General features: G+C 69.0%; 10 protein-coding genes, 1 tRNA gene and 1 pseudogene. 5 read left to right on the top strand and 7 right to left on the bottom strand.

The window, feature by feature from the left end; translation table 11 throughout:
- Window positions 1-89 precede the first annotated feature (89 nt).
- The 3 genes and pseudogenes from QF034_RS16875 to QF034_RS16865 form a co-directional block, all read right to left on the bottom strand.
- Window positions 90-162: transfer RNA gene (locus tag QF034_RS16875), tRNA-Arg, on the bottom strand.
- Window positions 163-592: 430 nt separating this feature from the next.
- Window positions 593-2293 carry an IclR family transcriptional regulator domain-containing protein gene (locus QF034_RS16870; protein WP_307175751.1) on the bottom strand — a complete coding sequence of 567 codons (1701 nt, stop codon included), beginning with the start codon at window positions 2291-2293 and terminating at the stop codon, window positions 593-595.
- A gap of 89 nt (window positions 2294-2382) precedes the next feature.
- Window positions 2383-3724 (bottom strand): annotated as a pseudogene (locus tag QF034_RS16865) (M6 family metalloprotease domain-containing protein).
- Between the two features lie 319 nt (window positions 3725-4043).
- Here QF034_RS16865 and QF034_RS16860 point away from each other — a divergent pair.
- Together QF034_RS16860 and QF034_RS16855 are read left to right on the top strand one after the other, a co-directional pair.
- Window positions 4044-4688, top strand: a complete 645-nt coding sequence (locus QF034_RS16860; protein ID WP_086564728.1) for a TetR/AcrR family transcriptional regulator — start codon at window positions 4044-4046, stop codon at window positions 4686-4688.
- A gap of 158 nt (window positions 4689-4846) precedes the next feature.
- On the top strand, window positions 4847-6388 hold the full coding sequence (locus QF034_RS16855) for an MFS transporter (protein ID WP_307175750.1): 1542 nt from the start codon (window positions 4847-4849) through the stop codon (window positions 6386-6388).
- Between the two features lie 89 nt (window positions 6389-6477).
- Here QF034_RS16855 and QF034_RS16850 read toward each other — a convergent pair whose 3' ends face one another.
- Entirely contained in the window at window positions 6478-7011 is a 534-nt protein-coding gene (locus tag QF034_RS16850; RefSeq protein ID WP_307175749.1) for a MarR family winged helix-turn-helix transcriptional regulator, read from the bottom strand.
- A 90-nt stretch (window positions 7012-7101) separates the two neighbouring features.
- Here QF034_RS16850 and QF034_RS16845 point away from each other — a divergent pair, with 90 nt between their 5' ends.
- Window positions 7102-7887 (top strand): dioxygenase family protein, encoded by a 786-nt coding sequence (locus tag QF034_RS16845; RefSeq protein WP_307175748.1) that lies wholly within the window; start codon window positions 7102-7104, stop codon window positions 7885-7887.
- Window positions 7888-7913: 26 nt separating this feature from the next.
- Here the strand turns inward: QF034_RS16845 and QF034_RS16840 are convergent, their stop codons facing one another.
- Window positions 7914-8432, bottom strand: a complete 519-nt coding sequence (locus QF034_RS16840; protein ID WP_307175747.1) for a GNAT family N-acetyltransferase — start codon at window positions 8430-8432, stop codon at window positions 7914-7916.
- Window positions 8433-8625: 193 nt separating this feature from the next.
- Here QF034_RS16840 and QF034_RS16835 point away from each other — a divergent pair, with 193 nt between their 5' ends.
- Window positions 8626-9624 (top strand): sigma-70 family RNA polymerase sigma factor, encoded by a 999-nt coding sequence (locus QF034_RS16835; RefSeq protein WP_010035431.1) that lies wholly within the window; start codon window positions 8626-8628, stop codon window positions 9622-9624.
- 442 nt (window positions 9625-10066) lie between these two features.
- A complete protein-coding gene (locus QF034_RS16830; RefSeq protein ID WP_370880806.1) occupies window positions 10067-10777 on the top strand; it encodes a TetR/AcrR family transcriptional regulator in 711 nt (236 codons plus the stop codon).
- A 13-nt stretch (window positions 10778-10790) separates the two neighbouring features.
- Here the strand turns inward: QF034_RS16830 and QF034_RS16825 are convergent, their stop codons facing one another.
- The gene (locus tag QF034_RS16825; protein ID WP_307175746.1) at window positions 10791-12287 is read right to left on the bottom strand and encodes a hypothetical protein; all 1497 of its coding nucleotides are present in this window, start codon (window positions 12285-12287) and stop codon (window positions 10791-10793) included.
- Window positions 12288-12821: 534 nt separating this feature from the next.
- Window positions 12822-14270, bottom strand: a complete 1449-nt coding sequence (locus tag QF034_RS16820) for a Yip1 family protein (protein ID WP_307175745.1) — start codon at window positions 14268-14270, stop codon at window positions 12822-12824.
- Window positions 14271-14342 lie beyond the last annotated feature (72 nt).

Genomic DNA, 14342 nt, shown 5'->3' with positions numbered 1-14342 from the left:
CGCAGCCGCATGTGTGCCATATGTGTGCTGCGAGTACGAAGGCCCTCCCGCCCGTTGGACGGAAGGGCCTATGACCTGGTGTTTTGCTGTGCCCCCGGCAGGATTCGAACCTGCGACACCCGCTTTAGGAGAGCGGTGCTCTATCCCCTGAGCTACGAAGGCGGGGCTTGTGCAACCGCGGCTGAATACTCTGCGTGACTATTCGCCCCGATTGCGGCAAGGGTGGGGACGCCACCGAGGTGGCGACCCCTGACAGGGTAGCGGATCGAGGTGGGGTGGTGGGCTGGGGCCGTGGTCGCAGCCCCCGGGGACAGGGGGTGGCCCGGCAACCGTTGTCGCTCGCAGGTGTGTGCCCGGTGCACCTACCTGGGCGGCCAGGGTTGACGGCGCAACCGTGACGTCGGCGAGCGGGGGAAACGTGAACGCGAAGGTCGTCTCCAGCCATCGAATACGAGCGGGCGCCTGCGAGGTCACCCATCCAGGCGACGAGTTCAGTGCTGCGCTAGACCCGCCGCAACGTCCGCTCCTACCTCGACCAGCTGGCGATCCGGTGAGCGGCACGCAACACCCGTAGCTCGCCCGGGTGTGGGGGTCAGGTCGGCGACACGCGGGTGAAGCGGCCGGCCGTGCGGAGGTCCGACTCGATCCGGGTGGCTGTCGCGGTCAGTTCGGGGAGCAGGTCCGTCACGCATGCGTGCCGGGTGCGGCGGCTCGCGTGCATCGCTGTGTTCAGGGCGGCCACCACCCTTCCGGAGCGGTCGCGGACCGGGACCGCGAGGGAGCGGAGGCCCTCTTCCAGTTCCTCGTCGACCAAGGCGTAGCCCTGGGAGTGGATCGAGGTCAGGTCGAGGCCTTCGTGCTCCGCGGGTGTGTCTGCCAGCAGAACTCGGCCCGGGGCCGTCGCGTACGCCGGCCGGCGCGTGCCCACCGTGATGTTCACGCTCATCACCCGGCCCGTCGCCACCCTGGCCGTGTACTGGATCTCCTCGCCCGAGTCCGAGAGCACGGCCAGCGACGTCGACTCGTGGATACGGGACGTCAGGTCGGACAGGTGGGGCTGGGCGATCTCGGGGAGGGACGTGCGGGACAGGGGCGGGAAGCCCAGGGAGAGGACCCGGGGGGTGAGGGTGAAGGTGCGGGGGTTCGGGGTCGTCACCAGGCCCAGGTGTTCGTAGGTGATCAGGGCCCGGCGGGCCGTGGCCCGGGCCAGGCCCGTCGCCTGGGCCACCTCCGTGAGGGTCAGCTCCGGCCTGCCCTCGCCGAAGGCCGTGAGGACCGTCAGGCCGCGGGCCAGGGATTCGACGAAGTCGCGGCCCAGCCGCTGCTTGGACGCGCCCGTCCAGAGCGCCAGGTTCGAGGGGGACGGGCCGGGCTCCGGGGGTGGCGTGCGGCGCAGTTCGCGTTCCATCTCCGTCACCGCCGAGCGCAGCCTCGGGAGCAAGGTGGTGCGCAGGTCATGGGCCGTGTGGCGGCTCGTGTGGCTGACCACGCTCGCCACGCACGCGATCGTCCGGCTGTCGCCTGTGTGCGTGGACCGGACCGGGACCGAGACCGCCACCAGGCCCGGTTCGATCAGTTGGTCGTCCAGGGCCCAGCCGTTCGCGGCCGCCTCTTGCGTGCGGCTGACGAAGGCCTCGTCGTTCCGTTGGTCCGCTCCGTACTTGCGTGGTGGTACGGCCGTGAAGGACAGATCCCTCGGGTCCGACGCCCTGCGGTTCCGCCAGCGCTGCCAGTCGGTGTCCGTCCACTCCGTCGCGAACAGCGGGCCCGGTGCGGTGCGTTCGGCGGGGAGCAGGTCGCCGATGCGGAAGCTGAGGGACATCGCGCGGCGGCGGGTGGCCTGGTGGATGAAACGGATGCCGTCGCGGTCGGCGACCGCCAGGGACACCGACTCGTCCAGTTCGTCGGCCAGGGCGTCCGCTCGGGCGGAGAGGAGGGCGGGGAGGCGCAGCGCGGAGAGGTAGGCGTTGCCCAGTTCCATCAGGCGGGGGGCCAGGTGCACGTCCCTGCCGTCCAGGCGGACGTAGTCCATGCGGGCGAGCGTGGCCGTGATGCGGTCGATCGTGGAGCGGGCGAGGCCGGTGGCCCGTTCGAGGGCGCTGAGGCTCAGGGTGCCGTCCGCCTCGGTCAGTTCCCGCAGGACCGCGATGCCGCGGATCAGCGGCGTGACCGCCTCGGTGGGCGCGCCCACCCCAGCAGCTCCCGCCTCAGCAGCCCCCGCCCCAGCAGCCCCCGTCCCGTCGGCCCGAGGGGCCGCCGCCTCGTGGGGGTCGTTCGTGGGCTTCGCAGGCATCGGCTCTCCGGTACGGCGGTCGCGGCAGTCCTAACCGTAATCCGGAATGCGCCGGACGCCTCCGCGCCGATCTCCCCACCGGCCGGCCGCTACCTCCTGCTGCCTGCCGTTATCGACCCTCGTGTCACCCGCACCCGGTAGCCCCCCGCCCGATCCGTCCCCACCACGCTGATCACGACCCCCCTCCGCGGATCCCGGAACGTCTCCCCGGGTGCGAGCGGGGCGTCGGACAGTTCCGCGTGGACGTTCGGCGCGCGGGTGCAGCCGCCGCTGTCGCGGCGGGAGTCGTGGACGGTGACCGGGCCCATGCCCGTGTCCACCGCAGTGTCGATCTCGTAGACCAGGACGCCGGGGCGGCACACCGCCTCGTCGTTGCCGGCGCGGGTGCGCAGTTCGACGGCGTAGCCCGTTCCGCTGTCCAGGGGTACGACGACCAGCTTGGAACCGCCCCTGCGGGCCAGCGGCGTCAGGGTGTACTCCGTGGTGCCGGAGTTCGCCGCGCAGTGCACCTGCGCGGCGTCCAGCCAGCCCAGTTTCCACTTGTGCCAGCCGAGGAGGTCGTTGTTGGCGCCCCAGTCCTCGCTCATGATGTCCCAGTGGCCGACCGCGCCCCCGCCCTCCGCGGTGTACAGGTCGGGCAGGCCGAAGACGTGGCCGTTCTCGTGGGGGAGGACGCGGTAGCCGGTGCGGTCGTAGGAGCCGGAGCCGTCGTCCTGGCGGGAGTAGATGAAGGAGGCGTTGGCCACGGGTATGCCGTCGGCTGTCGGGGCCTCGGGGTTGCCGGCGAAGGTGACGGAGAGGACGGTGTCGAGGGCGGAGGGGCCGGCGTTCGGGGTGACCAGGACGTTCAGCAGGTCGTACGCGCGGAAGTCCACCTTCGGGTCGGCCACCTCCACGAGGTCCTGGATCAGCGCGCGGTAGCCGGGGTCGAAGGGGGCGCCGCGCTCTATGCCGTACGCGCGGAAGGACTTCGGCATCCGCAGCCACTCCCGGATCGGGGCCGCGGGGCGGTAGTCCAGACGGCCGTAGGAACTGGTGCGGAACCACTGCCGGGTCTGCGGGAAGAACTCCCGGAAGCGGTCCAGGGCCTCGCCCTCGCCGGGGGCGTCGGAGAAGTCGACCATCAGGGTGAGGGCGCGGACGGTGCCGGTGGAGCGGGCGTAGCCGTCGGTGGGTGGGGATGCCCTCGGACATCTGGACCTTGCGGGCGGCGCGGATCAGGCAGGGGCCGTGCGCGGAGGTGTGGGACAGAACGATCGGACCGGCTCCGGCCGTGGAGGCGCCCGGGGCAAGGTGGCCCGTGCCGGCCGAGGTGCTGACCGTGAAGGTCAGGGCGGTCACGCAGGCGAGAGCGGCCAGGCGCCGCCGGGGTATCCGGCGGCCGGGCGGCCCCGGGCCGTCCGGCCGGGGGCGCCGGTGCTGTGGCTGCATGCCAGGGACCTGCAAGGGACCTCCCGCGCCACGGCAGCCTCCGGTCTCCGGCTGCGCCCTTGCGATCACCCTGCGTCACGGGGCGGGGGGACGCGCGTTGGAGGAGACCGATCGTGGGTTTCCCGTCAGTAACGGCACAGGTGGCGGCCGTGTCCGTCGCGGGAGGTCGCGAACCCGCCGAACCTGTGACCCAGGTCACTCATAAAAAGTCCAGACGCGGGAAATACCGGGGACCCGGTCCCCGTTTAGCCATGTGTCCGACCAAAACGGGGAGCCTCTCCCCGGATCGACACCAGAACACCTCACCCAGGAGTACGCCGTGCAGACCGCCACCCCCACACCGCGCAAGGCGCCCCGGCCCCGTGCCGACGCCCTGCGCAACCGGGAGCGGATCGTCACCGCCGCCCGGGAGATGTTCGTCGAGCACGGCCCCGAGGTGCCGCTCGACGAGATCGCCCGCCGGGCCGGCGTCGGCAACGCCACGGTGTACCGCAACTTCCCGGACCGCGACGCGCTCGTGCGCGAGGTCGTCTGCTCCGTACTGGACCGTACGGGCGCGGCGGCCGAGCGCGCGCTCTCGGAGACCGGGGACGCGTTCGAGGCCCTGGAGCGCTTCGTGCACATCTCCGCCGACGAGCGGATCAGTGCGCTGTGCCCGATGGTCTCGAGCACGTTCGACGAGAACCACCCCGATCTCGAAGCGGCGCGCGAGCGCGTGGAGCGGATCCTCGAAACGGTCATGAACCGCGCCAAGGCGGCCGGCCAGCTCCGCTCCGACGTCGGCGTCGGTGACCTGATGGTCGCCGTGGCCCAGCTCAGCCGGCCCCCGGCCGGCACGGCGTGCTTCAGCGCCGACCGCTTCGTACACCGTCATCTTCAGCTGTTCCTGGACGGACTGCGGGCCCCGGCCCGTTCCGCCCTGCCGGGTGCGGCAGTGACCATGGAGGACCTCCGTCAAGCCTGACCAAGCCTGACGACGCCTGACCGATCAGATCCCGGCGCCACCTCAGTCATCACTCGCAGAACTCACGGCCGACGTTGGCCGTCGAGTCGTCCCTCAACGACACGTTTTTTCGCTTCTTTCCAGTTTTTCCGTCATCTTGTCCCGAAGTGGGTACCCCCATGTCTGAAACAGCCTCAAAGGCACTCGGCGCCCCGGCGGCCTCGCCGGACGCCGGCCGCTGGAAAGCGCTCGTCTTCATCGCGCTGGCCCAGCTGATGGTCGTCCTGGACGCCACCATCGTGAACATCGCCCTGCCCTCCGCCCAGCAGGACCTGGGCATCTCCGACGGCAACCGGCAGTGGGTCGTCACGGCCTACGCGCTCGCCTTCGGCGGTCTGCTCCTGTTCGGCGGCCGGATAGCCGACCTGTGGGGCCGCAAGCGGGCGTTCGTGCTCGGGCTCGGCGGCTTCGCCGTGGCCTCCGCACTCGGCGGCGCGGCCACCAACGAGGCGATGATGTTCGGCGCCCGCGCCCTCCAGGGCGTCTTCGGTGCCCTGCTCGCGCCCGCCGCGCTCTCCCTGCTCGCGGTGATGTTCACCGACGCCAAGGAGCGCGCCAAGGCGTTCGGCATCTACGGCGCGATCGCCGGTGGCGGCGGTGCCGTCGGCCTGATCCTCGGCGGCTTCCTGACCGAGTACCTGGACTGGCGCTGGACGTTCTTCGTGAACGTCCCGTTCGCCATCGTCGCCGCGGCCGGTGCGTACTTCGTCATCCGTGAGCCGGAGGGCGGCCGCAACCGCTCCCCGCTCGACATCCCGGGCGTCGTCCTGTCCACCCTCGGCCTGGTCGCCCTCGTCTACGGCTTCACCCGCGCCGAGTCCTCGGGCTGGAGCGACTCCGTGACCGTCGGCATGTTCGTGGCCTCGGTCGTCCTGCTCGCGACCTTCGTGGTCGTCGAGTCCAGGGTGAAGGCCCCGCTGCTGCCGCTGCGCGTGATCACCGAGCGCAACCGCGGCGGCATCTACCTCTCCCTCGGTCTCGCGATCATCGCGATGTTCGGCCTGTTCCTCTTCCTGACCTACTACCTCCAGATCGTGAAGGGGTACTCGCCGGTCAAGACCGGGTTCGCGTTCCTGCCGATGATCGCGGGCATGATCACGGGCTCGACCCAGATCGGTACCCGCCTGATGACCCGGGTCGCGCCGCGCCTGCTGATGGGCCCCGGCTTCCTGGTCGCCGCGCTGGGCATGCTGCTGCTGACCCGGCTGGAGATCGGCTCCTCGTACGCCGCCCTGCTGCTGCCGGCGATGCTGCTGCTCGGCCTCGGCATGGGTACGGCGTTCATGCCGGCCATGTCCCTGGCCACCCAGGGCGTCGAGCCGCGGGACGCCGGTGTCGCCTCCGCGATGGTCAACACCTCGCAGCAGGTGGGCGGCGCGATCGGTACGGCGCTGCTGAACACGATCGCCGCCTCGGCCACCACGTCCTACATCGCGGACCACATCGCCGGGGCCGGCAGCCGGTCCCAGCAGCAGCTGGTCCAGCTGGAGGGCATGGTCGAGGGCTACACGAGCGCCATCTGGTTCGCCGTCGGCATCCTCGTCGTGGCCGCCGGGATCGCCCTGACCTTCGTCAACGCGGGCCGTCCCGGGGGCAACACCGTGACCGGCTCCGGCGAGGGCGTGGCGGACGAGGTGCCGGTCCCGGTCGTCGCCCACTGACGGCCGTACCGGAAACACCCCTTCGGGCCCTTCCGTAGGTACGAGGAAGGGGACGCCTCGTACCTACGGATTCCAGGACCTGCCCCGGCTCAGCGGAGCCAGGGCAGGTCCGCTCCGGCTTCGGCCGGCTGAAGTCCCTCGGCGATGATCCGCATGATCTCGCCGAGGGACTTCTGCTGTTCCGGGGTGAGCCGGTCGAAGACCGCCTGCCGTACGGCCTCCACATGGCCCGGCGCCGTCTGCCGCAGCACCTCGTAGCCCTCGTTCGTCAGCACGGCGAACTGACCCCGCTTGTCGTCGGGGCAGTCCTCGCGGCGCACCCAGCCGTTCTTCTCCAGGCGCGCGATGGCGTGCGAGAGGCGGGAGCGGGTGATCTTCGCCAGCATGGCGAGCTCCGTCATCCGCAGCCGCCGCCGCGGCGCCTCGGCGAGCTTGACCAGAAGGCCGTAGTAGACGTGCGGCATGCTCGCGTCGCGCTGGAGCTGACGGTCGAGGTGGTCGTCGAGGAGGGTGACGCCCTCCATGAAAAAGCGCCATACGCGCTGCTCGTCGTCGGTGAGCCAGCGCGGTTCCGGAGGCTCCGCCACGGAGCCCGGGGTCGGTGCGGATGCGGGTGCCTTCATGTCTTCCACTCTACGTGGCCCCTCCTTGAACTTTAAACAAATGCCCCGTACAGTTTTGTTAGGGAACCATGTTTTGGAAGGAGCCGCAGCATGTCCGCCGCCACCCAGGAGCGCATGCCCGCTCTGTACCTGAGCCACGGTGCCCCGCCGCTGGCGGACGACCCGGTCTGGCCCGGTGAACTGGCCGCCTGGGCGGCCGGCCTGCCGCGTCCCCGGGCGATCCTGATGGTCTCCGCCCACTGGGAGGAGGCCCCGCTCGCCATCGGCGCCACCGAGACCGTCCCGCTCGTCTACGACTTCTGGGGCTTCCCGGAGCACTACTACCGGGTGACCTATGAGGCCCCCGGCGCACCGGAGCTCGCCGAGTCGGTACGGAAGCTGCTGCGCGCCCCCGGGATTCCCGTCCAGGACGTCCCCGACCGGGGCCTCGACCACGGCGCGTACGTCCCGCTGGTCGAGATGTACCCGGAGGCCGACATCCCGGTCCTCCAGGTGTCCATGCCGACGCTCGACCCGGTCCGGCTCATGGAGATCGGCCGCAGGCTCGCCCCCTTGCGGGACGAGGGCGTGCTCATCGTCGGCTCCGGCTTCTTCACCCACAACCTGGCCGCGCTCCGGCAGGGTGGCATCCCCGCCTGGTCGGCGGAGTTCGACGACTGGGGCCGGCGGACGCTGGAGGCGCGGGACGTGGACGCCCTGCTCGACTTCACCCGCAAGTCGCCCGCGGGGCAGCTCGCCCACCCGCGCACGGAGCACTTCGCCCCGCTGTTCGTGACCATGGGCGCGGCCGACGCCGCCGGTGAGCTGGACGCGCAGAAGTCGGTGATCGACGGCTTCTGGATGGGGCTGGCGAAACGGTCGGTGCAGTTCGGCTGAGGCCGCCCCGGGAACCCGGACGCGCCCTAGAGGTCCTTCTCGTACCAGGCCACGTCCCAGTAGCGGCCGAACTTGTGGCCGACCTCCCGGTACGTGCCGACGTACCGGAAGCCGAAGCGTTCGTGCAGCCGGGCCGACGCCTCGTTCGGCTGCGCGATGCCCGCGTAGGCGCGGTGCAGGTCCTCGCCGGACAGGGCCTCGAAGAGGGCCTTGTAGAGGAGGGTGCCGACGCCGCGGCGGCCGGCGTGCGGGGCGACGTACACCGTCGTCTCCACGGAGGTCGCATAGGCGGGCTTCGCCCGGAAGGGACTGGAGGTGGCGTAGCCCAGAACCTCCTGTGAGTCCGGGTCCGTGGCAACCATCAGGCGGTGCGGCCCGTCTACAGGGTGGGAGAGCAGCCAAGGGCGGCGCTCCTCCGGAGTGAAGATCGCGGTATCGAATGTGATCGGCGTCTCACGTATGTAGTGGTTGTAGAGGGCTGTGAGGGCTTCGAGGTCGGCCTCGACTCCCGGTCTGACCTGCACCTCTGTACGTTCCGTCGGCACCGCGCCTCCTCATGGGGCCCGACAGGGTACTGCATGATCCTAAAAATTGGGGGACAGGTTGGGAATTCTGTCCTGATTCCAGTCGTTGTTTCCATCGGATGCAGGGCACCCGAGGAGAGTCCGGAGAGTCCCGGAGACGGAGTCCAGCGTCCGAAGGACCACCCGCTGACCTCACCATCGCAAGGGAGCACGCATGGCAACCCGTGCCGTCGCCCGTCGTCAGTCCGCCACCGGCGAGACGGCCGACGCGGCAAGCAGTGTTCGCGCCCATGGCGGCGAGATCGCCGATCGCGACCTGGTCGGCATGTACCTCGACGAGATCGCGCGTACACCGCTGCTCGACGCCGCCAAGGAAGTCGAGCTGTCCCAGGTCATCGAAGCGGGTGTGTTCGCGCGACAGGTCCTCGACGGGTACGAGGAGACCAAGGCGGACGCCACCCGCGAGGAGCTCGAAGCCCTGGTCGCCGACGCGGAGCGGGCCAAGGACGTCTTCATCCGCTCCAACCTGCGCCTGGTCGTCGCCGTCGCCCGCCGCTACCCCCGCAGCGGTCTGCCCCTGCTGGACCTGATCCAGGAGGGCAACGCCGGCCTGGTGCGCGCGGTCGAGAAGTTCGACTACCGCAAGGGCTTCAAGTTCTCCACGTACGCGACGTGGTGGATCCGCCAGGCCATCACCCGCTCCATAGCCGACCAGTCCCGTACGATCCGCCTGCCCGTCCACCTCGTGGAGGAGCTCGGCCGGATCCGGCGGGTGCAGCGCGAGTTCAACCGCGAGCACGGGCGCGACCCGGAGCCCGCGGAGATCGCCGCCGAGCTCGGCTCGACGCCGGAGCGCGTCACCGACGTGCTCGACTGGGCCCGCGACCCGGTCTCGCTGAACATGTCGGTGGACGACGAGGGCGAGACCCAGTTCGGCGACCTCCTGGAGGACACGTCGGCGGTGTCGCCCGAGCAGTCGGTGCTCACGCTGCTGCGCAGCGAGGAGCTGGACGACCTCATCGGCCGCCTCGACCAGCGCACGGCCTCGATCATCAAGATGCGCTACGGCATCGAGGACGGCCGGGAGCGCACGCTGACCGAGGTCGGCAAGGAGCACGGCCTGACCCGCGAGCGCATCCGGCAGATCGAGAAGCACGCGCTGCTGGAGCTGAAGAAGCTGGCCCGCAGCACCGGGTTCGACGCGGCGGCGTGACGCCGGCGCCGGTGTTCGCCGGTGTCGGTGTTCTCCGCCGGGCGTCCGGGCGTACAGTCCGTCCCACGGCTCGTGGGTGTTGTCCCAGTGTCTGTGGGTGACGGACGGTGTGCGCCCGGGGGCCGCCGCGTACGCCGGGTGGCGAAAGACCGCGCAAACATGGCGATGTAACGCCGCTTCAACCCGCGGGGCACCGGGAACAAGACTTCCGGGCCCACCAGTTCGGGCCGGGGCCGCGCCCCTGGCCCCCAGAGCCAAGTCCCGTCGCACTCCCCCCGGCGCCGGGACTCTCCCAAAGCCGGGCTTCGGCGTCCCTCCCCCCGGGCGCCGGGGCCCGGCTCTCTGCGTGAGCGGGGAAGTGAAGGGCGGGCCACCCCGTACCTGAACCACGGGGTGGCCCGCCAGATGGCAGATTGTGTCACATGGGCATAGCCTGCCGGGCGTGAGCAGCACCACCCCGACCCCTCCTCAGGCCTCGCTGACCGAGCGGCGCAAGGCCGAGACGCGTATGGAGATCGCCCGGGCCGCGGCAGGCCTCTTCGTACGGCACGGCCTGCGCGCCACCCGCGCGGAGGACATCGCCCAGGCCGCCGGCATCGCCCCGCGCACCTTCTACCGGTACTTCGCCACCAAGGAGGAGGCCGTCGCCCCGCTCTACGCGGCCGGCGCCCAGCGCTGGGTGGAGGCGGTACGCGCCGCCCCCGCCGACGCGAGCGTGTTCCGGGCCCTGGAGCACGGGGTGCGGCACACCCTCACCCCGGGTGTCGGCGTCTCGGCGTCCTCCTGGGAGTGGGTCCGCACGCTCCTGCGCCTCGCCGAGGCGAACCCGTCCTTGCGCAGGGTGTGGGCGGAGGTGTGCCAGGCGTCGGAACGGACGCTGGCGGAGGTACTGGCCGCGCGGCTGACGGCCGGTCCTGTGCGGACTCCCTCGACAACCGCCCCCGACAACGTTGCCGCGCCCTCGGACCTGCGCTTCGCCGCCGCCGTGGCGAGCGCGGCCGTACGTGCGGCGGTGGAGTGCTGGGCGGCGGCCGGGGACGTCCGGGCGGACGGGCCGGAGGGACCGGCGGAACTGGCGTTGCGGAATCTGGGGGCGCTGCGGGACTTCCCCTGGGAGAGCCGGCGACTCGACGATGGACGGTCACGCCGTTGAGAGGGTCTTACGGTCACTCGGCTGACAGGGCCTTGTCGACGAATGCGGGGCAGTCGCCTGCTGACTTGGAGGCTTTCGCGGCGTCGCGAAGAGACACGTCGAACACGGGTATCTCCGCGATGGACACCGCTTCGTCGGGTCCAGCTCTGGTGAGAGCGGCCTTGTACCCCTCGGAACTGGCCTGGGCCGGAGACGTCCCCTGCTCGAGTTCGCCACCCATCACCTCCGTGAAAACGGTCAGGGCTTCCTTCGAGACGCCGGCCGAATCGAAGTGCGCGGCACATCGCCGGATGGCCTGCAGTTCGTCTTCGAGGTCCTGTTCGGACAGCTTCGGGGACCTGACGACGGCGAACCTGGCACTGCCCTGCTCCGCACCCTCCTCGTACTTCACCCGGGTGACGTTCTCCTTCTCTCCGTAAGGCACCTGCGACGCCTTCACCACCGCACGGATGGTGATCGTGACCGTCTCCTCCGGCACGATCTTGGTGTCACCCTCCGTGGGGCAGGTCACCACGGTGCCGCCCGCAGTGATGTCGCAGTCGTTCTCCTCACCTGAATCCCTCGTCAGCTGCGCATGCAACACGGGGCGGATGACGCCTCCATCAGCACCGCCCGAGGCCGACTCGAACTCGTCCTCCACCGTCACACCCGTGACGTCGTCATCCCCGTGGTTGGTGACCTTGACGGTGAAGGACTGGAACTCTCCCGGAGCGACCGTGGAGCTCAAGGGTTTGTTCCTGATCTCCAGCAGGGGCTTGTCCGAGTGCTTTTTGTTGGTTTTATCAAGTTTCTTGAGGAATTCCTCTCCCGCATCCTTCGCCTTGTCCCGGTCTTCGTGGGTTGCCGACCGGTCGTAGGACTTCAGCAGAGCGGCGCTCAGCTGCTCCACGTTCTTCTTGAGCTCGGCCTGCTCCTTCTGCGGAAGGGTCCGCTTGCCAAGAATCTGCTGACCCTTCCCCATGGCATCGAAGGCCTCCGATGCCTTGGCAAGCTCCTGCTGCGGCGGGCCTTCGGCCTGAATGCGAGCCAGCGCTGTGTTGCCCCCCTCAGCATGCCTGCGCGCGAAGGCCCGAAAGCCCTTCACCGCTTCCTGACCCGTGAGCAGCCCGAAGCCCTCGGCCATCTCTTCAGTGAGCCCCGTGTAGGTGGCCCGCTGCTCGGGAGATGTCCTGGGATCCTGGATCTTCGCCAGCGTCTTGACTGTCCCGTCCACGATCCTCGTGTAGGTGGCCCGGTCCTTGCGCGACGTGCCTGGATCCTGGATCACGCCCAGCGTTTCGGTCGCCCTTTCCACGATGTGCGTGTGGGCGACTCGCTGCTCGCGAGGGGTCTTGGGATCCTGGATCATCTCCAGCTCGTCGGTGAGCCGAGACACGATTCTCGCGTAGGCGGCCCGTTCGCCGGGCGGGATGTCCGGATCCCGGCTCATCTTCAGCAATCCGCTCAGCTCGTTCCCGACCTCCCTCTTCACTTCTTCCGGCACCTTCAGCGCCGCCGTGCGCTTCTCCATGAGCGTCGCTTGTTCCGAGGGGTCGACCGGTGACGTGGGCTGCGACTGAGTGCCGGAGTCCGTCGGTTTGCTGGGGCCGGTCGGCTCGCTCGGCCCGGTCGGTTCGCTCGGCCCGGTCGGTTCGCTCGGCCCGGTCTGCGTGCCGGATCCCGTCGTCCCGGTATCCGTCGGCGTGCTGGGCCCGGGCGGAGTACTGGGCCCGGTCGGCGTGCCGGGTTCGGGGGTGCCGGATTCCGGGGTCCCACCGTCCGGGGTGCCGGGATCCGGCGGTGGGGATGGAGTCTGGACCGGTGTCACGGCCGCGGCCTGGCCGAAGGCCCCCGTCGCAGAGACGGTCACGCCTCCCGAGAGCGAGAGCGCTGCAACCAAGCAGTACGTGCAGCCCCTGTAACGGCAGACTCGTCGTCGGGCGTTTCTGGCCATGGCGCGTCCAGGTGCACTGTGGAACATGCGGATTTGCCCGTGCAGACACAACAACCACTTACAACTACTCTGGACCCGATGGTGTCCCCCTGCAACTCAACGCCCAGTCCATTACAACGACGCCATCAATGCCGCGACGGATACTCTCGTCGAAGTCGAACGCGACTCCACGCCGTACCGATCCTCTTCCCTCGCGATTTCCCTTCCCAATTCCTCCCGGTCAGGGTTTTTTCTGGAGTCGAATTTGTAGGACGAGATGGCGTATGCGTAGTTGAACTCCTCCCGTGTGCCGTACCAGAGTACGGTGACGTACCGGGGTTTTCGGGTGACGTTGATGATGTTGTTGTTGTGGTGTACTTTCCCTTCATGGATGATCATGTCGCCGCACTCTGTGCAGTAGAATCTCCCCTCCTCCTTTTGCCAGGCGGGATGCACCTGCTGTAGTTGCAGGAGGTCGATCTTTCCGCGATCCATTCTCATCGTCACCACGGCCAAGGAGGCTTCCAGGAGGTCGTACTCAACGCTTCTGGGGATCTCGATCACCTTTTCCTTTACGTGGCCCTCTCCCGGGTGAAGCCAGTACCCAGGTCCGGCGAATTGTCCGGCGCTTATCGTTTTGCTGTCTGATGGAGTGACGTGAAGCTCTGCGTCTTCTTCGTTTTTCAGAGCCTCCTTCCAGTCCCTCAGTCCCCCGTCGTCCTTCGAATATTCAGCTGAACGCCCGTAGACCAGATATTTATCAACAAGGATGTATGCCGGAACCTTGCCGGTGTTCTCCACTTGGAAAGTCAGCGGCACATGGATGAACGGACGGATGGGATCGGTGTGAGGGGTGCCGAACTTTGCCGTGAGAGTGACATAGAAGGGAGCTGATGTGGGCTGATAGACGGCGGAGTATGCGAAGTTCGTGGCGGCCAGAAGGCCGGACAGGGCCACCCCGGTCGCAAATCTTTTGGGATGGGGTATGACTCTCCACACCTGCCCCTGGAACAGCCGCCAGAGGGCCCACAGCGACCATGCGAAGAGAAGCAGGTATACCGGGAGGTAAAGTGTCGGTTCTCTTTCCTGGAGCCAGGTGAACAGGAAAATGCATTGGGTGATCAAGGCGATCAGTGCCCCGACCAGTACCAGGGCTCCGGAATACTTGAACTGCCGTTTTCCCTCATGGTCGAGGGCCGCCAGCGCCGCGAGGCCCTGCACCGCGCCGGACAGGATGAAGAGGAATCCCGTGATGCGCTGGGCGAAGGTCAGTGCACCCATGGCGTCCGGTGTTCCGACGACGGTGAGCAGGACCATGGACAGGATCAGTCCCGCCATCATGAGCGCTGTGGCAGTGCGTCTTCGCCACGTGCGATCGGGCCATATCTCGCTGCCGGCCTCGCGCCAGACGATGACTCTCCGGTCCTCCAGATCGATGTTTTCGGGGCAGCCGAGTTGTCGGAGAACCTTGCGCAGCCCGCTCGGGGACCAGGCACTGCCCACCGTTGTGCCACCCACGCTGACGGCGCGAAGGCCTCTGCTGTCCGGCGGCTCCACGATCACCCTGGGAGTCTTCTCCATGAGGGACAGCCTTGATGCTGAACGGACAACACGCAGCCGGGCTTGCTCCATCCGGCCATGCGGCGGTGCAGC

It is taken from the genome of Streptomyces africanus (assembly GCF_030816955.1).
In the GTDB taxonomy this organism is placed as follows: Bacteria; Actinomycetota; Actinomycetes; order Streptomycetales; family Streptomycetaceae; genus Streptomyces; species Streptomyces africanus.
Note: the sequence above shows the minus strand (reverse complement) of the source record. Positions and strands in the feature narration are given on the sequence as shown.

Excerpts from the sequence above, each read along its gene's own strand:
- QF034_RS16870 (WP_307175751.1), bottom strand. The coding sequence starts at position 2,293 with ATGCCTGCGAAGCCCACGAACGACCCCCACGAGGCGGCGGCCCCTCGG.
- QF034_RS16855 (WP_307175750.1), top strand. The coding sequence starts at position 4,847 with ATGTCTGAAACAGCCTCAAAGGCACTCGGCGCCCCGGCGGCCTCGCCG.
- QF034_RS16850 (WP_307175749.1), bottom strand. The coding sequence starts at position 7,011 with ATGAAGGCACCCGCATCCGCACCGACCCCGGGCTCCGTGGCGGAGCCT.
- QF034_RS16845 (WP_307175748.1), top strand. The coding sequence starts at position 7,102 with ATGTCCGCCGCCACCCAGGAGCGCATGCCCGCTCTGTACCTGAGCCAC.
- QF034_RS16835 (WP_010035431.1), top strand. The coding sequence starts at position 8,626 with ATGGCAACCCGTGCCGTCGCCCGTCGTCAGTCCGCCACCGGCGAGACG.
- QF034_RS16825 (WP_307175746.1), bottom strand. The coding sequence starts at position 12,287 with ATGGAGAAGCGCACGGCGGCGCTGAAGGTGCCGGAAGAAGTGAAGAGG.
- QF034_RS16820 (WP_307175745.1), bottom strand. The coding sequence starts at position 14,270 with ATGGAGAAGACTCCCAGGGTGATCGTGGAGCCGCCGGACAGCAGAGGC.